The sequence below is a fragment of the Mycolicibacterium sp. XJ1819 genome, from assembly GCF_053483675.1.
In genome coordinates, this window is record NZ_JBEFST010000009.1 from 76,172 (window position 1) to 97,390 (window position 21,219).

A 21,219-nucleotide genomic window follows, 5' to 3' on the forward strand; every position below is an offset into this window, starting at 1 on the left:
CCCCGATAGCATGGTCGCGTCCCGAAATCCTCGCGACCACCGCCGCACGTTTGGAGAGTCACCGATGAGCGCCCCCGTCAAGTCCGCCCCGGCAGCTCCGATCCGGGTGGCTGCTGGAACGACCGCGGGGGAGGCGGTGCGCGCGGCGGGACTGCCCGGCCGCGGCGACCCGGCCGCGATCGTCGTGGTGCGAGACCCCGACGGCAAACTGCGCGACCTGTCCTGGGTGCCCGATTCCGACGTCGAGGTGGTCCCGGTCGCGGCCAACACCGACGACGGTCGCAGCGTGCTGCGTCACTCCGCCGCCCATGTGCTGGCCCAGGCCGTACAGGACCTGTTTCCCGAAGCCAAGCTCGGCATCGGCCCGCCGATCACCGACGGCTTCTACTACGACTTCGACGTGTCGCGCGCGTTCACGCCCGAAGATCTGGCGGCGCTGGAAAAGCGCATGCGTCAGATCGTCAAGGAGGGCCAGCTGTTCGCTCGGCGGGTCTACGAGTCCAAGGAGCAGGCCCGCGAGGAACTCGCCGACGAGCCCTACAAACTCGAACTCGTCGACGACAAGTCCGGTGACCCCGAGGTGATGGAGGTCGGCGGCGACGAGTTGACCGCCTACGACAACCTCAATCCTCGCACCCGCGAACGGGAATGGGGCGATCTGTGCCGGGGCCCGCACATCCCCACCACGAAGTACATCCCGGCGTTCAAGCTGACCCGCAGTTCGGCGGCGTACTGGCGCGGGGATCAGCGCAACGCCAGCCTGCAGCGCATCTACGGCACCGCGTGGGAATCGCAGGAGGCGCTCGACCACCACCTGCAGATGATCGAGGAGGCCCAGCGCCGCGATCACCGCAGGCTCGGCGCCGAACTCGACCTGTTCAGCTTCCCCGACGAGATCGGTTCCGGGCTGGCGGTTTTCCACCCCAAGGGCGGGGTGATCCGACGCGAACTCGAGGACTATTCGCGGCGCAAGCACACCGAGGCCGGCTACGAGTTCGTCAACAGTCCGCACATCACCAAGGCGGAACTGTTCAAGATCTCCGGGCATCTGGACTGGTACGCCGACGGGATGTTCCCGCCGATGCACCTCGACGCCGAATACAACGACGACGGCACCGTGCGCAAGCCCGGCCAGGACTACTACCTCAAGCCGATGAACTGCCCGATGCACTGCCTGATCTTCCGGTCACGCGGGCGGTCCTACCGCGAACTTCCGTTGCGGCTTTTCGAATTCGGCACGGTCTACCGCTACGAACTCTCCGGTGTGGTGCACGGCCTGACCCGGGTGCGCGGCCTGACGATGGACGACGCGCACATCTACTGCACCCGTGACCAGATGCGCGGCGAGTTGACCTCGCTGCTGCGGTTCGTGCTCGACCTGCTCGGCGACTACGGGCTGACCGAGTTCTACCTGGAACTGTCCACCAAGGACCCGGAGAAGTTCGTCGGCTCCGACGAGTTGTGGGAGGAAGCCACCAGCGTGCTGGCCGAGGTGGGCGCCGCCTCGGGCCTGGAGTTGGTGCCCGACCCCGGTGGGGCAGCCTTCTACGGGCCTAAGATCTCGGTGCAGGTCAAAGACGCCCTGGGCCGCAGTTGGCAGATGTCCACCATCCAACTGGATTTCAACTTCCCGGAACGCTTCGGACTCGAGTACACCGCCGCCGACGGCAGTCGGCAGCGGCCGGTGATGATCCACCGCGCGCTGTTCGGGTCGATCGAGCGCTTCTTCGGCATCCTCACCGAGCACTACGCCGGCGCGTTTCCGGCCTGGCTGGCGCCGGTGCAGGTGGTCGGGATCCCCGTCTCCGACGACCATGTCGGCTACCTCGACGACGTCGCCGCGCAATTGGCGACGCACGGGATCCGGGCCGAGGTGGACGCCAGCGACGACCGGATGGCCAAGAAGATCGTCAACCACACCAACCAGAAGGTGCCGTTCATGTTGGTGGCCGGCGACCGCGACGTCGAGGCCGGCGCCGTCAGCTTCCGTTTCGGTGACCGCACCCAGATCAACGGTGTGCCCCGTGACGCGGCCGTCGAAGCCATCCGCGGATGGATAGCCAGTCGTGAAAACGCCACCCCGACAGCCGAACTGCTCAAGGTGGGCGCTACGTCGTGACCACCGATCCTGACGACCGCACCAGCGATCCCGACGAACGCTCCATCGTCGATCAAGGGGCGGGTGAAGCCGACCAGTTGCAGCGGCTGTGGACGCCGTACCGGATGAATTACATCGCCCAGGCGCCGGTGCGCCGCCAAGACGACTCCCGCTCCCAACCGTTCACCGACATCCCCACCCTGTCCGACGAGGACGGTCTGGTGGTGGCGCGCGGCGAACTGGTCTACGCCGTGCTCAACCTCTACCCGTACAACCCGGGGCATCTGATGGTGGTGCCCTACCGGCGGGTCTCGGAGCTCGAGGACCTCACCGACGAGGAGAGCGCGGAGCTGATGGCCTTCACGCAGAAGGCGATTCGCGTCATCAAGGCGGTGTCGAGCCCGATGGGCTTCAACGTCGGGCTCAACCTCGGCAGAGTGTCGGGCGGTTCACTGGCCGAGCACCTGCACATGCACGTGGTGCCCCGCTGGGTCGGTGACGCCAACTTCATCACGATCATCGGCGGCACGAAGATGATCCCGCAACTGCTGCGCGAGACCCGGCAATTGCTGGCCACGGAGTGGGCGAAACAGCAGTGAGCAACATCTACCTGATGACCCGCGCGGCCTACGAGAAGCTGTCCCGGCCGGTCGCCAAGGCCGCGCTGCGGGCCGGTTTCACCCCCGACAGCATCACGATCCTGGGCACCGCGGGCTCGGTGGTGGGCGCGCTGACGCTGTTCCCGATGGGCCAGATCTTCTGGGGCGCGGTCGCGGTGTGGTTCTTCGTGCTCGCCGACATGCTCGACGGCGCGATGGCGCGCGAGCGCGGCGGCGGCACGCGGTTCGGCGCGGTGCTCGACGCCACCTGTGACCGGATCGGCGACGGCGCGGTGTTCTGCGGGTTGCTGTGGTGGGCGGCGTTCGGCCTGGACAGCCCGTCGCTGATGGTGGCGACACTGATCTGCCTGGTCACCTCGCAGGTGATCTCCTACATCAAGGCCCGTGCCGAAGCCAGCGGGCTGTCCGGCGGCGGCGGCCTCATCGAGCGCCCCGAGCGGCTGATCATCGTGCTGGCCGGGGCGGGTCTGTCGGATCTGCCGTTCTTCCCGATGCCCTGGGCGCTGCCCGTGGCGATGTGGGTGCTCGCGGTGGCCAGCCTGGTCACCGTCGGCCAGCGGTTGCACACGGTGCGCACCTCACCGGGTGCGGAGGACCGGATGGCCAACCCCGACGCGGCCAACTCGGGCGGGGAGAAACCCGAGGCAAGCGAGCCGTGAGCGGCACTGCAGCGGGATCCCAGACGGCTGGTGGCAGCCGAATCCCGCTGGGCGGGCACCTCGCGGACTGGGGGTACGCGGCCGGTTGGCGACTGGTCCGCGCGATGCCCGAGTTCGTGGCGCGGGGTGCGTTCGACGCCGGGGCGCTCTACGCCGCGTTCGGCGGCGGACCCGAGCAGTTGCGCAAGAACCTGGCCCGGGTCACCGGCGTCTCGCCCGACCGGGTGCCGGACAAGCTGATCCGTGCTTCGCTGGCCTCATACGCCCGGTACTGGCGGGAGGCGTTCCGGTTGCCGACGATGGATCACGAGAAGTTGGGCCGTCAGCTCATGGTGCGCGACTACGACCACGTGCTGGCGGCTCTGGACGCCGGGCGCGGGGCGATCCTGGCGCTGCCGCACAGCGGCAACTGGGACATGGCCGGGGTCTGGTTGGTGCAGAACCACGGCCGGTTCACCACGGTCGCCGAGCGTCTCAAACCCGAATCGCTGTACCGGCGGTTCGTCGACTACCGCGAAAGCCTGGGCTTCGAGGTGCTTCCGCTCACCGGCGGCAAGCGCCCGCCCTACGACGTGCTGGCCGAACGACTGCGCGCCAACGGGCTGGTGTGCCTGATGGCCGACCGCGACCTCAGCCGCAACGGTGTGCAGGTCGACTTCTTCGGCGAGCCGACCCGGATGCCTGCCGGTTCGGCGAAACTGGCCATCGAGACCGGTGCGGCACTGCTGCCCGTGCACTGCTGGTTCGAGCCCGACGACTGGGGATTCGGGGTGTACCCGGCGCTGGACGTCTCCTCGTCCGACGTCACCGTCATCACCCAGGCGCTGGCCGACCGATTCGCCGACAACATCGCCGCGCACCCGGAGGATTGGCACATGCTGCAGCCGCAGTGGCTGGCCGACCTGTCGGCCGAGCGGCGCGCCAGGCTGGAGTCGACCTGATGCGCATCGGCATGGTCTGCCCGTATTCGTTCGACGTGCCCGGCGGCGTGCAGTCACACGTGCTGCAGTTGGCCGAAGTGATGCGCGCGGGCGGACACGACGTCAGCGTGCTCGCGCCCTTCTCGCCACACGTCAAGCTGCCCGACTACGTGGTCTCCGGTGGTAAGGCGGTGCCGATCCCGTACAACGGCTCGGTGGCGCGGCTGCGGTTCGGTCCGGCCACCCACCGGCTGGTGAAAAAGTGGCTGGTGCAAGGCAAATTCGACGTACTACACCTACACGAGCCCAACGCGCCGAGCCTGTCGATGCTCGCGCTGATGATCGCCGAGGGCCCGATCGTCGCGACCTTCCACACCTCCACCACGAAATCGTTGACGCTGAGCGTGTTTCAGGGAATCCTGCGGCCCTGGCACGAGAAGATCGTCGCGCGCATCGCGGTGTCCGATCTGGCCAGGCGCTGGCAGATGGAGGCGTTGGGTTCCGACGCCGTGGAGATCCCCAACGGGGTCGACGTCGGGTTCTTCGCCGACGCGCCCGTCCTGGACGGGTACCCCCGCGCCGGCAGGTCGGTGCTGTTTCTGGGCCGCTTCGACGAACCGCGCAAGGGCATGTCGGTGCTCATCGGTGCGCTGCCGAAGCTCGCGACGCGCTTCCCCGACATCGAGATCATGATCGTCGGCCGCGGCGACGAGGACGAGTTACGCGGAGCCGCAGGCAAATTCGCCAAACACCTGCGGATTCTGGGCCAGGTCGACGACGAGGCGAAGGCGTCGGCGATGCGCAGCGCCGACGTGTACTGCGCGCCCAACCTCGGCGGGGAGAGCTTCGGCATCGTCCTCGTCGAGGCGATGGCGGCGGGCACGCCGGTGGTGGCCAGCGACCTCGACGCGTTCCGCCGGGTGCTCGTCGACGGCACGGCCGGGCGGCTGGTGCGCGTCGGCGACGCCGATGAGTTGGCCGCCGGTCTGATCGAGGTGCTCGACGACGACGCCGCCCGCGAACGCTACACCGCCGCGGCGGCCGCGGCCGTGCGCCGCTATGACTGGTCGGTGGTGGAACGCCAGATCATGCGCGTCTACGAGACGGTCGCCGGCGTCGGGGTCAAGGTCACGGTGGCCGGGGCCGAGTCCGAGGCCAGCCCGAGGGGCGCCAGGTGATCACCTGGGTGCTGGTCGCCGCGCTGGCGGTGCTGGTCGTCATCCTGCTGGCGGTGGGTGCCTGGGCCTACCAGACCGCCCACCGGTTGGACCGCCTGCACGTGCGCTACGACCTGTCCTGGCAGGCGCTCGACAGTGCGCTGGCGCGACGGGCGGTCGTCGCGCGCGCGGTGGCCGTCGACGCCTACGGCGGCGGGCCGGAGGGCACACGGTTGGCGGGCCTGGCCGACGCCGCCGAGCGCGCCCCGCGAAGCCTGCGGGAGGCCGCCGAGAACGAACTGTCGGGGGCGCTGGCGTTGGTCGATCCGGCGGCGCTGCCGGTTGCGCTGGTCGCCGAGTTGGCCGATGCGGAGGCGCGGGTGCTGCTGGCCCGCCGATTTCACAACGACGCGGTGCGCGACATTCTGGCCCTGCGCGAACGACGCGCGGTGCGGATGCTGCGGCTGGGCGGAACGGCTCCGCTGCCAAGGTATTTCGAGATCGCCGAACGCGCGGTGACGACGGCGACGGTGAGCAAACGGGTTTCGGCGCGAGTGGTGCTGATCGACGGCGACGGATCGGTGCTGCTGTTGTGTGGCTCCGACCCGGCGATTCCGGCGAGCGCGGACAACCCCGCGCCGCGCTGGTGGTTCACCGTCGGGGGAGCGGTGCAGCACGGCGAGACGCTGGCCCAGGCCGCCGCCCGCGAACTCGAGGAGGAGACCGGGCTGCGGGTCGAACCCGCCGACATGATCGGCCCGGTATGGCGTCGCGACGCGGTGATCGACTTCAACGGGTCGGTCATCCGCAGCGAGGAGATGTTCTTCGTGCACCGCACCCGGCGTTTCGAACCGTCGCCGGCGGGTCGGACGGGCCTGGAGCGCGCCTACATTCACGGTCACCGGTGGTGCGATGAGACAATGATCGATGAGCTGGTCGCCAACGGAGAAACCGTTTACCCGCTGCAGCTCGGCGAGCTGCTTCCCGAAGCCCACGCCCTCGCCGATGCGCGGGGCGCGGTGCCGCGGCGGCAGCTGCAATCGATCAGGTGAGCTCGGCTGCGGCTGTTTCCGCGGTGCGCTGCGGATTAAACGGATTTGCGGCCGCCACTAGACTGGATCAGTAGCGACTTGGAGGAGATATAAGTGGATACCGCACCTGAAAGCGGGTCGGTGACCCAAACCGGAACCGCCCGGGTCAAACGCGGAATGGCCGAAATGCTCAAGGGCGGCGTCATCATGGACGTCGTCACGCCCGAGCAGGCGCGCATCGCCGAGGGCGCCGGGGCGGTGGCCGTGATGGCCCTCGAACGCGTCCCCGCCGACATCCGCGCCCAGGGTGGCGTCGCACGGATGAGTGATCCCGATCTCATCGAGGGCATCATCTCCGCGGTCACGATTCCGGTGATGGCCAAGGTGCGCATCGGGCATTTCGTCGAGGCCCAGATACTGCAGAGCCTCGGCGTCGACTACATCGACGAGTCCGAGGTGCTGACCCCCTCCGACTACACCCACCACATCGACAAGTGGAAGTTCACCGTGCCGTTCGTGTGCGGCGCGACCAACCTGGGCGAGGCGCTGCGCCGCATCACCGAGGGCGCGGCGATGATCCGTTCCAAGGGTGAGGCCGGCACCGGCGATGTGTCCAACGCCACCATGCACATGCGTCAGATCGGCGGTGAAATCCGTCGGCTCACCTCCCTGTCGGAGGACGAGTTGTATGTTGCGGCAAAGGAACTGCAGGCGCCCTACGATCTGGTCGCCGAGGTGGCGCGGGCGGGCAAGCTGCCCGTGACGCTGTTCACCGCCGGTGGCATCGCGACCCCGGCCGACGCCGCGATGATGATGCAGCTCGGCGCCGAGGGCGTGTTCGTCGGCTCGGGCATCTTCAAGTCCGGCGACCCCGCCGCCCGCGCCGCGGCGATCGTCAAGGCCACCACCTTCTACGACGACCCCGACGTGCTGGCCAAGGTGTCGCGCGGGCTGGGCGAGCCGATGGTCGGTATCAACGTGGAGGACGTCGCCGCCCCGCATCGGCTCGCCGAACGCGGCTGGTAACGCTGCATGGCGATCGAGGAGATCCTTGATCTCGAGCAGCTCGAGGTCAACATCTACCGCGGCAGGGTCTTCAGCCCGAACTTGGCCAACTGGCAGCGCACCTTCGGCGGTCAGGTGGCCGGCCAGTCGCTGGTCTCGGCGGTGCGCACCGTCGATCCCCGCTACCAGGTGCACTCGCTGCACGGTTACTTTTTGCGGCCGGGGGATTCCAAGGCGCCGACCGTGTTCATCGTCGAGCGACTCCGCGACGGCGGCTCGTTCGCGACCCGGCGCGTCAACGCGATCCAGCACGGGGAGACCATTTTCTCGATGTCGGCGTCGTTTCAGACCGACCAGAGCGGCATCGACCACCAGGACGCGATGCCGTCGGCGCCGCCGCCGGAGGACCTGCCGAGGCTGACCGAGATGAAGGCATTCGACGACGAGGGATTCCGGCAGTTCGCCGAGTGGGACGTGCGCGTGGTGCCCAAGGACAAGCTGGTGCGGCTGCCGGGGAAGGCCTCCCAGCAGCAGGTGTGGTTCCGCCATCGCGACCCGCTGCCCGACGACTACGTGCTGCACATCTGCGCGCTGGCCTACATGAGCGATCTGACGCTGCTGGGCTCCGCGCAGGTCCACCACCAGCAGGAGCGCGACCATCTGCAGGTCGCGTCGCTGGATCACGCGATGTGGTTCATGCGGCCCTTCCGCGCCGACGAATGGCTGCTCTACGACCAGTCCTCGCCGTCGGCGTCCGGTGGCCGGTCGCTGTGTGAGGGCAAGATCTTCAACCAGTACGGGGAGATGGTCGCGGCGGTGATGCAGGAGGGCCTCACCCGCTACCAACGCGGCTACCAGCCGTGAGCGTCGCCCGGGTCGGTGTGCTCGCGCTGCAGGGAGACACCCGTGAACACCTGGCCGCGCTGGAGGAGGCTGGCGCCACGGCCTCGACTGTGCGGCGGCTCAGTGAACTCGAGGGCGTCGACGCGCTGGTGATCCCCGGCGGGGAGTCCACCACCATGAGCCACCTGATGCGCGAGCTCGGACTGCTCGAGCCGCTGCGCGCCCGGCTGGCGGAGGGGATGCCGGCCTACGGGTCGTGCGCGGGCATGATCCTGCTGGCCACCGAGATCCTCGACGCCGGCTCGGCGGGCCGCGAAGCCACACCGTTGAAGGCGATCGACATGACGGTGCGGCGCAACGCCTTCGGCCGTCAGGTGGATTCGTTCGAAGACGACATCGCCTTCGCGGGCCTCGACGATCCCGTGCACGCGGTGTTCATCCGCGCCCCGTGGGTGGAACGCGCGGGCGCGCAGGTGCAGGTGCTGGCGCGGGCGGCCGGCCACCCCGTCGCGGTGCGGCAGAACCGCGTGCTCGCGACGGCGTTTCACCCCGAGGTGACCGGCGACCGTCGCATCCACAGACTGTTCGTCGACTCGCTGACATAAGCGATTTCGGCGTGGCGGGTCGCGCTGAGCGCGACCACGCACGCCGAAATCGCGACGTCGTCAGCGGATTTCGAGGCCCGTCACCGCGCGGCCGATCACCAGACGCTGGATCTCGCTGGTGCCCTCGAAGATCGTGAAGATCTTGGCGTCGCGGTGCATGCGCTCGACCGGATAGTCACGGGTGTAGCCGTTGCCGCCGAGGATCTGGATCGCCTCGTCGGTGACGTACACGGCGGTCTCGCTGGCGACGAGTTTGGCCATCGAGCCCTCGGCGTTGTCGAACGCCTTGCCGTTGCGCGCCATCCAACCGGCCCGCCACACCAGCATCCTGGCCGCGTCGATGCGCGACTTCATGTCGGCCAGTTTGAATGCGATGGCTTGGAATTCGGCGATCTTGCGGCCGAACTGCTCGCGCTGCAGGGCGTAGTCCAGGGCGTACTCGTATGCCGCCCGGGCCACCCCGACGGCCATCGCGCCGACGGCCGGGCGGGTCCGCTCGAAGGTCGCCATCGCGGCCTGGCCCGCGGCCCTCTTGCCCTCGCGCACCCGCGCGATGCGCTCGTCGAACTTCTCCTTGCCGCCGACGATCAGGCGACCGGGGATGCGCACGTCGTCGAGGATCACCTCGGCGGTGTGGGAGGCGCGGATGCCGTGCTTGAGGAATTTCTGGCCCTGCCGGAACCCCGGGGTCTCCGGCGGGATGATGAACGTCGCCTGACCGCGGGCACCGAGATCGGGGTGCACCGAGGCCACCACGATGTGCACGTCGGCGATGCCCCCGTTGGTGGCCCAGGTCTTGGTGCCGTTGAGCACCCACTCGTCGGTGGCCTCGTCGTAGCGGGCCCGGGTCAGGATCGCGCCGACGTCGGAGCCTGCGCCCGGTTCCGACGAGCAGAACGCCGCCACCTTCGGATCGTCGACGGTGCCGAACATCAGCGGCAGGAACTCACCAATCTGCTCGGGCGTGCCGGTGCTGGCCAGCGAAGCGGCGGCCAGGCCGGTGCCCAGGATCGACAGCGCGATGCCCGCGTCGCCCCAGAACATCTCCTCGAACGCGACGAGCATGCCCAGCCCCGTCGGTTCGGCGGACTGCTCGGCAAAGAATTCCATCGAGTAGATGCCGACCTTGGCGGCCTCCTGGATGATCGGCCACGGGGTCTCTTCGCGCTCGTCCCATTCGGCGGCCGCGGGCCGGATCACGTCGGCGGCGAAGTCGTGGACCCAGCTCTGGATGTGGACGAGGTCGGCCGGGAGTTCAAGCGAGAACGACATGAGTCGCGGTCCTTTCGAGTGGTGATCCGCGCTGCTGACAGATTCAGCGCAATCTTACTCGGCAGTAAGTTCACCGCGAAACAATGTGGTGTAGCTAACACCGAGCTAGGTTTTTGATCGATGACGATGGTCGAGGTCGAGCCACAGCCGCGGATCGACACGCTGGCGCGCACTCCCGGCGGCGGGGAGGCGCGGCGCACCGAGTACGTCGGTACGGTGTGGTTCGACGGCAAACCCGAGGTGTCGGGGCTGGTACTGCGGCGGTCGCCGAATGCGCCGCGGGGGATCCGCACCCCGAACTTCTCGGCGTCGTTCTTCCTCCCGGACAGCCTGGCCTATGACCGGCTCGCTCTCGGCGACGCGACGCTGTCGGTGTCGGTGACGCGGCAGGGCTCCGGTGAGACCGGCGTCATCGCCGGCGCCGCCGCGACGTTCACCGACGACCCGTCCGGCGCGCCGACGTGGATCCAGGTCCACATCCACGGGCATGTGGGTTGGCCGGCGGGCGTCGGCTACCGGATTGTCGCGCTGACACCGCCTGCCGCCGTGCGGTAGCGGGTAAACCTCCACGTAGACTCGTTGGGCGGACTCAGCGCACGGAAAGAGTTAGGACATTTATGGCCGGCCATTCGAAATGGGCCACCACCAAGCACAAGAAGGCTGTCATCGACGCCCGCCGCGGCAAGATGTTCGCCAAGCTGATCAAAAACATCGAGGTCGCCGCCCGTGTCGGCGGAGGGGACCCGGCGGGCAACCCGACGCTGTACGACGCCATCCAGAAGGCCAAGAAGTCGTCGGTGCCCAACGACAACATCGAGCGCGCCCGCAAACGCGGCAGCGGTGAGGAAGCCGGCGGCGCCGAATACCAGAACGTCACCTATGAGGGGTACGGCCCCAACGGTGTCGCCGTGCTGATCGAGTGCCTCACCGACAACCGCAACCGCGCCGCCGGTGACGTGCGGGTGGCGATGACCCGCAACGGCGGCAACATGGCCGACCCGGGATCGGTGGCCTACCTGTTCTCCCGTAAGGGCGTGATCACGCTGGAGAAGGACGGCCTGACCGAAGACGACGTGCTGACCGCGGTGCTCGAGGCGGGCGCCGAGGACGTCAACGATCTCGGTGACACGTTCGAGATCATCTGCGAGCCAGGGGATCTGGTCACCGTGCGCACCGCGTTGCAGGAGGCCGGGATCGACTACGAGTCCGCCGAGGCCGGTTTCGAGCCGTCGGTGACCGTGCCGGTCGACCTGGAGGGCGCCCGCAAGATCCTCAAGCTCGTCGACGCGCTGGAGGAACTCGACGACGTCCAGGACGTCTACACCAACATCGACGTCCCCGACGACGTCGCCGCGATTCTCGACAGCGAGGACTGACCGCTCAGCGGCTGCCGTTCGACCGGGCGAATGCTCGGTTCTCGGCAGAATCGTCGAGCGAGTCCTCGGGTGAGTCACTGAACGCGCGTCCGCGCGCCTCGGCCTCTGGGCTCCCGGAGAACATGCCCGGGGCCGCCCGCGGTGCGTCGTCGTCGGTGCGCGACGGCAGCACCGGGTTCAGTTCGGAAGCCTCGATGCGGTCGCGGGGCAGCGCGCGGGTGCGCTGCAGCCAGGCGACCATGCCTTCTCGCACCGCGCAGCGCAGGTCGTAGAGCGCGCCGGAGTTGGGCGCGCTGACCACGATGCGCACCCGGACCACCCCACCGACGGCGTCGGTCACCTGCAGCACACCGCTGCGGCCGTCCCACAGACGGCTCTCGGCCAGGAGCCGGTCCAACTCCGCGCGCATGTCGTCGAGGGGGATCGAGTAGTCGACGTCGAGATCGACGGTGCCCATCAGTTGGGTGGCGTTGCGGGTCCAGTTCTCGAAGGGTTCGGTGGTGAAGTACGAGCACGGCAGCACCAGTCGGCGTTCGTCCCAGAGGCGCACGACGACGTAGGTCAGCGTGATCTCCTCGATGCGGCCCCACCATTGCCCGTCTTCGAGTTGCACCACGTCGCCGACCCGGATCGCACCGGAGAACGCGATCTGCATGCCGGCGAACGCCGCGCCCAAAGAGGTCTGCGCGGCCAGGCCGGCGACCACGGACAACACCCCGGCCGAGGCGAAAACCGTCGTGCCGATGTCGGAGAACCGCGGGAACGTCATCAGGATGGCGGCCGCGCCGAGCACCACGACGACCGCGATCGCCAGCCGACGCATCACCGTCACCTGGGTGCGAACCCGCCGCCAGCGGCGGTCCGCGTCGGAGATCTCCTCGGTTCCGCCGCCGAAGCGGGCGATCGCGCGCCGCTCCGCGACCAGAACCAGCCCGGTGACCAGCCAGGTGAGCGTTGCGATCAGCCCGATCAGCAGGGTGCGGTCGACCAGGCCGCGCCAGGAGTCGGCCGGGTCGGAGGCCTGTCGCACCGCGAACGTGGCGGCCACGACCATCAGCGTGGCGCGCACCGGCAGGCGGCACAGCACCTCGATGTCCCGCAGCAGGTCGCTGCGGCGGCTCACCCGCGTCAGCACCCAGGTGATCACCACCCCCAGCAGGTAGGCGGCGGCCACGGCGCCCCCGACCCACGCCAGCGTCACGGCGAGGTTGGTGGCGGTCTGCAGTTCCTTGTCGTCGGGCATCGGTTCGGGTTTCAACTCCATTCATCGGGAATGCTCGAGACGAGCATCAACCGCACCGCATACCCACGACGGCGAGCCCGATAATCCCCTGGTGCGGGCGGGGAAGGCGTGTCCTCCCCGATCCGGTCGGTGAGTCGGGCTAGTCTCTCGAACAAGTGTTCACGACAAGGAGTTGACCCATGCGGGTGATGGGCGTCGACCCGGGGTTGACGCGTTGTGGGCTTTCGGTCATCGAGGGTGGCAAGGGCCGTCAGGTGGTCGCACTGGACGTCGACGTGGTGCGCACCCCGTCCGACGAACCGTTGCATCGTCGTCTGCTCATCATCAGCGACACCGTCGAGTACTGGATGGACACCCATCGCCCCGAGGTGATCGCGATCGAACGGGTGTTTTCTCAGCAGAACGTGTCCACGGTGATGGGCACCGCCCAGGCCGGCGGGGTGATCGCCCTGGCGGCCGCCAAGCGCGGAATCGACGTGCACTTCCACACCCCCAGCGAGGTCAAGGCGGCCGTCACCGGCAACGGCAGCGCGGACAAGGCACAGGTCACCGCGATGGTGACGAAAATCCTTGCGCTGCAGACCAAGCCGACGCCAGCGGACGCCGCCGACGCGCTGGCGCTGGCCATCTGCCATTGCTGGCGTGCCCCGATGATCGCCAGAATGGCCGCGGCCGAGGCGTTGGCCGCCGAGCAGAAACGCAAGTACCAGGCGGCGGTCAAGGCGAAAGTGAGGGCGGCCCGGTGATCGCATCCGTCCGCGGTGAGGTGCTCGAGATCGCCCTGGACCACGCGGTCATCGAGGCCGCCGGTGTCGGTTACAAGGTGATGGCGACACCGGCCACGCTGGCCACCTTGCGCCGCGGCGACGAAATCCGGTTGATCACCGCGATGATCGTGCGCGAGGACTCGATGACGCTGTTCGGTTTCGCCGACGCCGACTCCCGCGACCTGTTCCTCACCCTGCTCGGCGTTTCGGGGGTCGGGCCCAAGATCGCGATGGCGACGCTCGCGGTGCACGATCCGCATTCGCTGCGGCAGGCACTCTCCGAGGGTGACATCGCCGCGCTGACGCGGGTACCGGGCATCGGCAAGCGCGGTGCCGAGCGGATGGTGCTCGAACTGCGGGACAAGATCGGGCCGGTGGCTCCGTCGGACGCGGTCGTCCTCGGCGGTCACTCGGTGCGCACTCCGGTTGTGGAAGCCCTTGTCGGGCTTGGCTTCAGCGCCAAGCAGGCCGAGGAGGCGACGGACAAGGTACTGGCCAACGAACCAGAGGCCACGCAAGCGACGGCGCTGCGGGCGGCATTGTCGATGTTGGGTAACAAATGAGCCGCTTTGACGAAGACTCCTCCGAAGACCCCGACGAGCGCGAGGTGTCGCCGGCGCTGACGGTCGGCGAGGGCGATATCGACGCCAGTCTGCGGCCGCGGACCCTGCACGAGTTCATCGGCCAGCCCCGGGTGCGTGAGCAGTTGCAGTTGGTCATCGAGGGCGCCAAGAACCGCGGCGGCACACCGGATCACATCCTGCTGTCCGGGCCGCCGGGCCTGGGCAAGACGTCGCTGGCGATGATCATCGCCGCCGAACTGGGTACCTCGCTTCGGGTGACGTCCGGTCCCGCGCTGGAACGTGCGGGGGATCTGGCCGCGATGCTGTCGAACCTCGTCGAACACGACGTGCTGTTCATCGACGAGATCCACCGCATCGCCCGGCCCGCCGAGGAGATGCTGTATCTGGCGATGGAGGACTTCCGCGTCGACGTCGTGGTCGGCAAGGGCCCCGGTGCCACGTCGATTCCGCTGGAGGTCGCGCCGTTCACGTTGGTGGGCGCCACCACCCGGTCCGGCGCGTTGACCGGGCCGCTGCGCGACCGGTTCGGTTTCACCGCGCACATGGACTTCTACGAACCGACCGAGCTCGAACGGGTGCTGTCCCGTTCGGCAGGCATCCTGGGAATCGAGTTGGGCGCCGAGGCGGGAGCCGAGATCGCCCGGCGCTCCCGCGGCACGCCGCGCATCGCCAACCGGTTGCTGCGGCGGGTGCGCGACTACGCGGAGGTGCGCGCCGACGGTGTCATCACCCGCGACGTCGCCAAGGCCGCATTGGAGGTCTACGACGTCGACGAGTTGGGGCTGGATCGACTCGACCGGGCCGTATTGTCCGCGCTGACACGCAGTTTCGGCGGCGGACCGGTCGGGGTGTCGACGCTGGCGGTCGCGGTGGGGGAGGAGGCCACCACGGTCGAGGAGGTGTGCGAGCCGTTTCTGGTGCGGGCCGGGATGATCGCCCGCACCCCGCGCGGGCGGGTCGCCACCGCGCAGGCCTGGACACATCTGGGGCTCAAGCCCCCGGCCGGAGTCGGCGGGATGGGGCAGGGCGGCTTGTTCGATTAGGGAGGTGCGATGGGCAGCGGAACCATCCGAATCGGCGGATTGTGCGGGGTGGCGGCGGCGGGCGCCCTGATTCCCGCGTTGGTCGCCGGGTCGCCCGAGCACCCACGCGCTCCCGGTGACGCGCATCGCTACTTCGACGACGCGGCGGCGTTTCTCACCGCCAACGGCACGCTGGCGTTGCTGCACGTGCTGTTCGCGCTGTTGTTCGTGGGGGTGCTGGTCGCGATGTTGCGCACCGCGTCGGGGGTCACCGGCGCGGCCTACGTCGCACTGCTCGGCGGGGCGCTCTACCTCGCGCTGACGAGTGCGGGTCTGGCTGCCGAGGTGGCCGTGCCCGCGGCGATCGTACAGTTCGGCGACGTGACCGTCACCGAATACGCCCAACCGTTCCTGGGTTTGGCGCTGTGGCTGTACACCTGCGGCTACCTGGGGTCGGCGGCGCTGATCTTCGCCACCGCCTACATCGTCTGGCGCACCGGCGTGCTGCCCAAGTGGTCGGCGGCGCTTGCGGTACTGGGCGTTCCGGCGCTGCTTCAGACGTGGATCGGCCTGCCCACCGCGTACTGCGTGCTCGCGTGGATGGCGCTGACCGGGTTGACCATGCTGGCAATCCCGCCCGTCGTGCGAGTGGAAAGTGTGGGGGCGTAATGGGTTACATCGGTCTGGTCTTCGCCGGTTTCGCGGCGTTGCTGCACGTCTACATCTGGGTGATGGAGTCGTTCACGTGGACGTCTCCGCGTACCCGTGCGACCTTCGGACTGACCGAGGAGCAGGCGCACGCCACCAAGGAACTCGCGTTCAACCAGGGCTTCTACAACCTGTTCCTGGCGGTCGTCACGTCTGCCGGACTCGTGATCGGCGGCGTCGGCTACAACTACGTCGGCCTTGCGCTGGTCTTCGCGGGCACCGGGTCGATGCTGGCCGCGGCGGTGGTGCTGCTGGCGTCGTCACCGGACAAGGCGCGCGCGGCGGTCACACAGGGGATCCTGCCGCTGATCGCGATAGTGCTGATGGTGGTCGGCCTGACCTTGTAGCGTCCGCAAGATGAAGAGGCTGGCAGCGCTTGCCGTGCTCATCGTGACGATCGGCGGATGCGCGGCCGGCGCGGCCGACCCGGTGGCGTCCTCGGGTCTTGTCGACATCGGCGGCGATCGTGCGCTGTTTCTGGATTGTCAGGGCGCCGGCGGCCCCACCGTCTTCGTCATACCCGGCAAGGGCAGCTACGCCGAGGCCTGGAATTATGTTGTCCCGCCCGATGATCCGATTCGGTCCTCGCCCTACGACCTGATCACGGAGGCCGGGCTGGAGCCCAGCTCCGAGGCGGTGGCGCCGACGGTGGCCAAGACGACACAGGTGTGTGCCTACGACCGTCCTGACACCCGACCCGACGGCGTCGACCTGTCGACGCCGGCGCCACAGCCGCACACCGTGCAGCGCGACGTCGACGATGTGATCGCGTTGATCGACGCGGCCCGGCTGCCCGGGCCGTTCGTGTTCGTCGCCCACTCCTACGGCGGCTTGATCCTCGACCTGCTGGCACGGACACATCCGGGGCTGGTGGCGGGCATCGTGATGGTCGATCCGCTGTCGGAATACCTGACCGCACTGGGCAGTCCCGCGCAGAACGCCGCATTCGAGCGCGACACCAGAATCCCGCCGCAGCCGGGCGCGGAGGCCGTGGTCATCTCCGAGTCGATTGCCCAGATTCACGCCGCACCACCGCTGCCGCGGGTACCGGCGGTGGTGCTCAGCTCCGACAAGTTCCAGCCACCGGAGGCCCTCAGCCCCGACAACTACACACTGGCCCAGATCCACGCCGCGAACGCCGAGTTGGCGGCGGCGCTGGGCGCCGCCCACATCGTGTCGAGCGGCAGCGGCCACAACATGATGCTGTATCAGCCGAAGTTCGTCGCCGACAACATCATCGACATCGTCGAGCGGGTACGCGGACGGCCCTGAGCGTCACCGGACCGCGGGCAGCGCCGTGGCAGGATCGGCGCGGCCGGCGAGCACCTCGACGGCGGCGGTGGCGTCGGGTACGCCGATGAGCAGGTCACGCGTCGCGGTGAGCGCGGCGTCCGACGGCGTGACGCCACCGACCGCGTCGGCGAGGTCGAGCAGGTGCACGGTCGCCTCCATCAGCGCCGTCTCGGTGATGACGGCCAGCGTGGTGCTGCCCACCACGGGGTAGCTGATCACCGTGGAGTCGGGCGTCGAGATGGACCGCAGAATGTGGGCGGATTCGGCGAACCGCGCGACGACGGTTTGCGGGGAGAGCTTGGCCGCATCGGTGAGCGCCTGCTCGGCCACCCTGCCGGCCGATGTATGCGCGACGCCGCCGGGTTCGTTGAACAGGCGCAACAATTCTGCGGCGTCGTCGACGGCCGGCGGCCCGTCGATCACGGCCTCGGTGAGCATGTCGAACATCGCGGGATCGGGGCACACGTGGGCGATCAGGGCGCGCACGTCCCATGGGATGCAACGCGTCGGCGCCGACCACTGGGCCGCGGTGAGCGCGGTGCAGCGCCGAGCCCAACGCTCCCACGCGTCGGCGAGTGCCTCTCGGGTGCCACGGATTCCCATACCGCCAAACTAGTCGCGTCGGGCCGGGTTACACCGAGGTGAGGGTGGGTAATCACTCGCCAACCAAGGAGGCCAACATGACTGATGCGCGTATTCGACCGCGAGGCGGTCGGCTGGGGATGTCCCGCAGTCGCGGCGCCATGAGCGGGTTTCTACTGATCTTGCTGGGCCTGTGGGGTGCACTCATCCCGTTCGTCGGCCCGTACTTCGACTTCGCGTTCAACTCGGACGCGGCGTGGACGTGGACCACCGCGCGCGGGTGGCTCGAGGTGCTGCCCGGCGCTGCCGTGGCGCTCGGTGGCCTGCTGTTGCTGGTGTCGGGCAACCGCGCCACCGCGATGCTGGGTGGGTGGCTGGCCGTGGCGGGCGGTGCCTGGTTCGTCGTCGGGCGTGCGCTGGCCGGCCCGCTGGGCATCGGTGAGGTAGGCGCACCGGTGGCCGCGACCGAGGCCAAGGCCATCGCGCTGGATCTGGCGTACTTCTCCGGCCTGGGCGCGCTGATCGTGTTCCTGGGCGCGCTCGCGCTGGGCCGCATCTCGGTGCGCAGTGTGCGCGATATCGAGTTCGTGGACAGCCCCGTGGCTCATACGACCGCCACCACGACTTCGGACGCGACGGACACAGCGCGCGTGACGGACCCGGACGCGACGGACACGACGGAGATGCGCCCGGCCGGCGCGCCTGTGCGGTCTCGCCGTAGCTGGCGTGACGTGTTCAACCGTCGCCACACCCACGCCCACTGATCTGGCCGCGAAACTGTATTCCAGCAGGCCGTCTTTCGACGTTGTCTGCTGGAATACAGTTTCGTGGAAATGAGATCAGCTTCACCCCCGGTCTGTGATCGTCATGACTGACGTCGACCAGGCCTAAAAGCTAGCGTGCCTAGCTATGACTTACCCCTCCGGCCGCGCCGGTTCCCATGCGGCACGCCGATATTCGATCACCGCGGTGTGCGAGGCGCTGGGTGTGCCCGCCCGCGACTGGCCGCTGTTCACCCGTTGGGCCGCGGACCCCTCGCCGGAGTCCATGGACACGCTTCATCAGTATGTCGACGTGATGATCGCCGAGCGGTGCTACCAGCCCGGCGACGACCTGGTGTCCCGGCTGATCGAACTCGAGGTCGACGGCGAGGAGTTGAGCGTCGAGGACATCCACCGCTACGTCGCTTCGTTGGTGACGCGCATCTAGAGCGAGGAGCCCCCGTCACATTTCGCCGCTGTTGATCGACCGGGACCGGGTCGCCCGGTTGCTCGGCAACTTGTGGAGTGGCGATCAGCCTGTGTAGGCCATTACATGCTTGATGCGGGTGTAATCCTCGAAGCCGTACATCGACAGGTCTTTGCCGTGACCCGACGACTTGAATCCGCCGTGCGGCATCTCGGCCACCAACGGGATGTGCGTGTTGATCCACACACAACCGAAATCCAAAGCGGCCGAGACGCGTAAAGCGCGTGACACGTCACGGGTCCACACCGACGAGGCCAGCCCGTATTCGGTGCCGTTGGCCCACGCGATCGCCTCATCCTCGTCGGTGAACGACTGAACGGTGATCACCGGGCCGAAAATCTCTTGTTGCACCAGTCGGTCGTCTTGGCGCAGCCCGCCGATCACCGTCGGCTCGACGTAGAAACCCTTGTCGCCCTGGCGTCCTCCGCCGACGGCGACATCGGCATGTGAGGGCACGTCACCGAGGAAGCTCAAGACCCGCTCGAGTTGGTCGGCGTTGTTGACCGGCGGCACCCAGGCGTCCTCGTCGTCGGCGGGCCGGCCGTACGTCGTCGCCGCCCCGCGCGCCTGTTCGGCCAGGGCGTCGGTCAGGTCCGGGGCCACCTTGGCCGTCGCCAGCACACGGGTGGCCGCAGTGCAGTCCTGGCCGGCGTTGAAGTAACCCCGCCGTCGCGATTCCCTCGGCGGCAACGGCGATATCGCTGTCGTCGAAGACGATCACCGGCGCCTTGCCGCCCAATTCCAGATGGGTGCGTTTCACCTGTTCGCCCGCGCTGGCCGCGACCGCGCGACCCGCGGCCACCGAACCGGTGATCGACACCATCTGCGGCGTCGGGTGCGCGACCACCGCCGCGCCGGTGCCGCGGTCCCCGCAGACGACGTTCAGCACCCCCGGCGGGAAGTGGCGAGAGGCGATCTCGGCGAGCATCACCGTGGTCACCGGTGTGGTGTCGCTGGGCTTGATCACCACCGTGTTGCCGGCCGCGATGGCGGGACAGAACTTCCAGATCGCCATCATCATCGGATAGTTCCACGGCGCGACCTGGCCGATCACGCCGACGGGCTCGCGGCGGATCCACGACGTGTGGTTCTCCATGTATTCGCCGGCCGACCTGCCCTCCAACATCCGTGCCGCGCCGGCGAAGAACCGAATCTGGTCGACCATCGGCGGAATCTCCTCGGCCGTGGTGACGTGATTGGGCTTGCCGGTGTTGCGCCCCTCGGCGACAACAAGCTCCTCGGCGTGCTTTTCGACGTCGTCGGCGAAGTCGAGCATCGCCTTCTGCCGAAGCGCCGGCGTGGTGCGCTTCCAGTCGGCGAACGCCGCGGCGGCCGCGGCGTAGGCGTTGTCGATGTCCTGAGGTCCCGAAATCGGTGCGGTGGCGTACTTTTCCCCGGTGCTGGGGTCGACCAGCGCCATGGTCGACCCGTCGACGGGGTCGACGCGCTCACCGGCGATGAAGTTCGACACCTGTAATCCGTCTGTCATGAGAGCTCCTGATGGTCAGGTTGCCGATCGTGGGTTTTCGCGCTCACGCACCGCCATCGAGCCTAGACGGCCATGCACCGATTCGGTCGAAAACAACGCCAGGTCCCGGCGGGATCCACCGCCTAGCTCGATCAGCGCGACGGAATTCGTCGTCACGAGGGCCGTCTGCCCAGATGTGTCGACGGACTTTCATCGACCCGTCGCGGCAATGGCACACTGGTCAACTACGGGGCGCCTGGCCTGCCGGTCGTGCGCTGTTGCCGAACAGACCTATACGAAAGACAGCTGCTGACATGGATCTGGTCATATTCCTGCCCTTGCTCATCATCATGGGCGCCTTCATGTTCTTCGCGTCCAGACGCCAGAAGAAGGCCATGCAGGCCACCATTGACCTGCACAATTCCCTGGAGATCGGCGATCGGATACACACCACATCCGGTTTGCAGGGCACCATCACCGAGATCACCGACGACACCGTCGACCTGGAGATCGCCCCGGGCGTGGTCACCACCTGGATGAAGTTGGCCGTGCGGGACAAGATCGAGGACGACCTCGACGACGATGACGACGAGTACGAGGACTATGACGAGGACGGCTACGACGAGGAGTCGACGGCCATCGAGATCACCGACAGCCCGAACCGCAAGACTGACAGCTAAGTTCTCAGCACGAGCACGTACCCTTTGCGGTGCTGACG

At 68.2% G+C, this 21,219-nt stretch carries 23 protein-coding genes and 1 pseudogene; 20 read left to right on the forward strand and 4 right to left on the reverse strand.

The features are described from left to right. Positions 1-64: 64 nt before the first annotated feature. From thrS to pdxT, 9 genes are all read left to right on the forward strand, one after another. On the forward strand, positions 65-2,119 hold the full coding sequence (thrS, locus tag ABQE89_RS11565) for a threonine--tRNA ligase (RefSeq protein ID WP_448416523.1): 2,055 nt from the start codon (positions 65-67) through the stop codon (positions 2,117-2,119). Next, positions 2,116-2,697, forward strand: coding sequence for an ATP adenylyltransferase (locus tag ABQE89_RS11570; RefSeq protein ID WP_448416525.1), 582 nt, complete (start codon positions 2,116-2,118; stop codon positions 2,695-2,697). The genes thrS and ABQE89_RS11570 overlap by 4 nt, the downstream gene beginning before the upstream one ends. Continuing rightward, positions 2,694-3,377 (forward strand): phosphatidylinositol phosphate synthase, encoded by a 684-nt coding sequence (gene pgsA, locus ABQE89_RS11575; protein WP_448416527.1) that lies wholly within the window; start codon positions 2,694-2,696, stop codon positions 3,375-3,377. The genes ABQE89_RS11570 and pgsA overlap by 4 nt, the downstream gene beginning before the upstream one ends. After that, on the forward strand, positions 3,374-4,318 hold the full coding sequence (locus tag ABQE89_RS11580; RefSeq protein ID WP_448416529.1) for a phosphatidylinositol mannoside acyltransferase: 945 nt from the start codon (positions 3,374-3,376) through the stop codon (positions 4,316-4,318). The genes pgsA and ABQE89_RS11580 overlap by 4 nt, the downstream gene beginning before the upstream one ends. Next, positions 4,318-5,475 (forward strand): glycosyltransferase family 4 protein, encoded by a 1,158-nt coding sequence (locus ABQE89_RS11585; protein ID WP_448416531.1) that lies wholly within the window; start codon positions 4,318-4,320, stop codon positions 5,473-5,475. The genes ABQE89_RS11580 and ABQE89_RS11585 overlap by 1 nt, the downstream gene beginning before the upstream one ends. Then, positions 5,472-6,506: an NUDIX hydrolase gene (locus tag ABQE89_RS11590; protein ID WP_448416533.1), complete on the forward strand. Its 1,035-nt coding sequence runs from the start codon at positions 5,472-5,474 to the stop codon at positions 6,504-6,506. The genes ABQE89_RS11585 and ABQE89_RS11590 overlap by 4 nt, the downstream gene beginning before the upstream one ends. 93 nt (positions 6,507-6,599) lie before the next feature. Beyond that, complete coding sequence (gene pdxS / locus ABQE89_RS11595) at positions 6,600-7,511, forward strand: pyridoxal 5'-phosphate synthase lyase subunit PdxS (protein ID WP_448416535.1); 912 nt, start codon at positions 6,600-6,602, stop codon at positions 7,509-7,511. 6 nt (positions 7,512-7,517) lie between these two features. After that, positions 7,518-8,354 carry an acyl-CoA thioesterase II gene (gene tesB / locus ABQE89_RS11600; RefSeq protein ID WP_448416537.1) on the forward strand — a complete coding sequence of 279 codons (837 nt, stop codon included), beginning with the start codon at positions 7,518-7,520 and terminating at the stop codon, positions 8,352-8,354. Next, positions 8,351-8,938: a pyridoxal 5'-phosphate synthase glutaminase subunit PdxT gene (gene pdxT / locus ABQE89_RS11605; protein ID WP_448416539.1), complete on the forward strand. Its 588-nt coding sequence runs from the start codon at positions 8,351-8,353 to the stop codon at positions 8,936-8,938. Before tesB ends, pdxT begins: the two co-directional genes overlap by 4 nt. Positions 8,939-8,998: 60 nt before the next feature. On the opposite strand, the gene ABQE89_RS11610 is transcribed toward pdxT, so the two are convergent. Then, positions 8,999-10,210 (reverse strand): acyl-CoA dehydrogenase family protein, encoded by a 1,212-nt coding sequence (locus ABQE89_RS11610; protein WP_448416541.1) that lies wholly within the window; start codon positions 10,208-10,210, stop codon positions 8,999-9,001. Positions 10,211-10,330: 120 nt separating this feature from the next. On the opposite strand from ABQE89_RS11610, the gene ABQE89_RS11615 reads away from it, so the two are divergent. Together ABQE89_RS11615 and ABQE89_RS11620 are read left to right on the forward strand one after the other, a co-directional pair. Then, on the forward strand, positions 10,331-10,765 hold the full coding sequence (locus ABQE89_RS11615; protein WP_448416543.1) for a hypothetical protein: 435 nt from the start codon (positions 10,331-10,333) through the stop codon (positions 10,763-10,765). Positions 10,766-10,827: 62 nt separating this feature from the next. Then, on the forward strand, positions 10,828-11,586 hold the full coding sequence (locus ABQE89_RS11620) for a YebC/PmpR family DNA-binding transcriptional regulator (RefSeq protein WP_448416545.1): 759 nt from the start codon (positions 10,828-10,830) through the stop codon (positions 11,584-11,586). Positions 11,587-11,590: 4 nt separating this feature from the next. Here the strand turns inward: ABQE89_RS11620 and ABQE89_RS11625 are convergent, their stop codons facing one another. Beyond that, positions 11,591-12,829, reverse strand: a complete 1,239-nt coding sequence (locus ABQE89_RS11625) for a mechanosensitive ion channel family protein (protein WP_448416781.1) — start codon at positions 12,827-12,829, stop codon at positions 11,591-11,593. Positions 12,830-13,008: 179 nt separating this feature from the next. Here ABQE89_RS11625 and ruvC point away from each other — a divergent pair, with 179 nt between their 5' ends. The 6 genes from ruvC to ABQE89_RS11655 are packed head-to-tail and all read left to right on the forward strand — an operon-like array spanning position 13,009 to position 17,182. Further along, positions 13,009-13,575, forward strand: coding sequence for a crossover junction endodeoxyribonuclease RuvC (gene ruvC, locus ABQE89_RS11630; protein ID WP_448416547.1), 567 nt, complete (start codon positions 13,009-13,011; stop codon positions 13,573-13,575). After that, positions 13,572-14,159, forward strand: a complete 588-nt coding sequence (gene ruvA, locus ABQE89_RS11635) for a Holliday junction branch migration protein RuvA (protein WP_448416549.1) — start codon at positions 13,572-13,574, stop codon at positions 14,157-14,159. The genes ruvC and ruvA overlap by 4 nt, the downstream gene beginning before the upstream one ends. Next, positions 14,156-15,223 carry a Holliday junction branch migration DNA helicase RuvB gene (ruvB, locus tag ABQE89_RS11640; protein WP_448416551.1) on the forward strand — a complete coding sequence of 356 codons (1,068 nt, stop codon included), beginning with the start codon at positions 14,156-14,158 and terminating at the stop codon, positions 15,221-15,223. The genes ruvA and ruvB overlap by 4 nt, the downstream gene beginning before the upstream one ends. Positions 15,224-15,232: 9 nt before the next feature. Beyond that, positions 15,233-15,871, forward strand: a complete 639-nt coding sequence (locus ABQE89_RS11645; protein ID WP_448416553.1) for a hypothetical protein — start codon at positions 15,233-15,235, stop codon at positions 15,869-15,871. After that, on the forward strand, positions 15,871-16,257 hold the full coding sequence (locus ABQE89_RS11650) for a DUF1304 domain-containing protein (protein WP_448416555.1): 387 nt from the start codon (positions 15,871-15,873) through the stop codon (positions 16,255-16,257). Before ABQE89_RS11645 ends, ABQE89_RS11650 begins: the two co-directional genes overlap by 1 nt. Before the next feature lie 10 nt (positions 16,258-16,267). After that, positions 16,268-17,182, forward strand: coding sequence for an alpha/beta fold hydrolase (locus ABQE89_RS11655; protein WP_448416557.1), 915 nt, complete (start codon positions 16,268-16,270; stop codon positions 17,180-17,182). A gap of 3 nt (positions 17,183-17,185) precedes the next feature. Here the strand turns inward: ABQE89_RS11655 and ABQE89_RS11660 are convergent, their stop codons facing one another. Beyond that, positions 17,186-17,806: a maleylpyruvate isomerase N-terminal domain-containing protein gene (locus tag ABQE89_RS11660; RefSeq protein ID WP_448416559.1), complete on the reverse strand. Its 621-nt coding sequence runs from the start codon at positions 17,804-17,806 to the stop codon at positions 17,186-17,188. Positions 17,807-17,883: 77 nt separating this feature from the next. Here ABQE89_RS11660 and ABQE89_RS11665 point away from each other — a divergent pair, with 77 nt between their 5' ends. Together ABQE89_RS11665 and ABQE89_RS11670 are read left to right on the forward strand one after the other, a co-directional pair. Next, entirely contained in the window at positions 17,884-18,549 is a 666-nt protein-coding gene (locus ABQE89_RS11665; RefSeq protein WP_448416561.1) for a hypothetical protein, read from the forward strand. 145 nt (positions 18,550-18,694) lie between these two features. Further along, complete coding sequence (locus ABQE89_RS11670) at positions 18,695-18,994, forward strand: cytochrome P450 family protein (protein WP_448416562.1); 300 nt, start codon at positions 18,695-18,697, stop codon at positions 18,992-18,994. Between the two features lie 84 nt (positions 18,995-19,078). On the opposite strand, the pseudogene ABQE89_RS11675 reads toward ABQE89_RS11670, so the two are convergent. Further along, positions 19,079-20,522, reverse strand: a pseudogene (locus tag ABQE89_RS11675) (gamma-aminobutyraldehyde dehydrogenase). Positions 20,523-20,815: 293 nt separating this feature from the next. Between ABQE89_RS11675 and yajC the strand changes: the two are divergent. After that, positions 20,816-21,181 carry a preprotein translocase subunit YajC gene (gene yajC, locus ABQE89_RS11680; RefSeq protein ID WP_448416564.1) on the forward strand — a complete coding sequence of 122 codons (366 nt, stop codon included), beginning with the start codon at positions 20,816-20,818 and terminating at the stop codon, positions 21,179-21,181. Positions 21,182-21,219 lie beyond the last annotated feature (38 nt).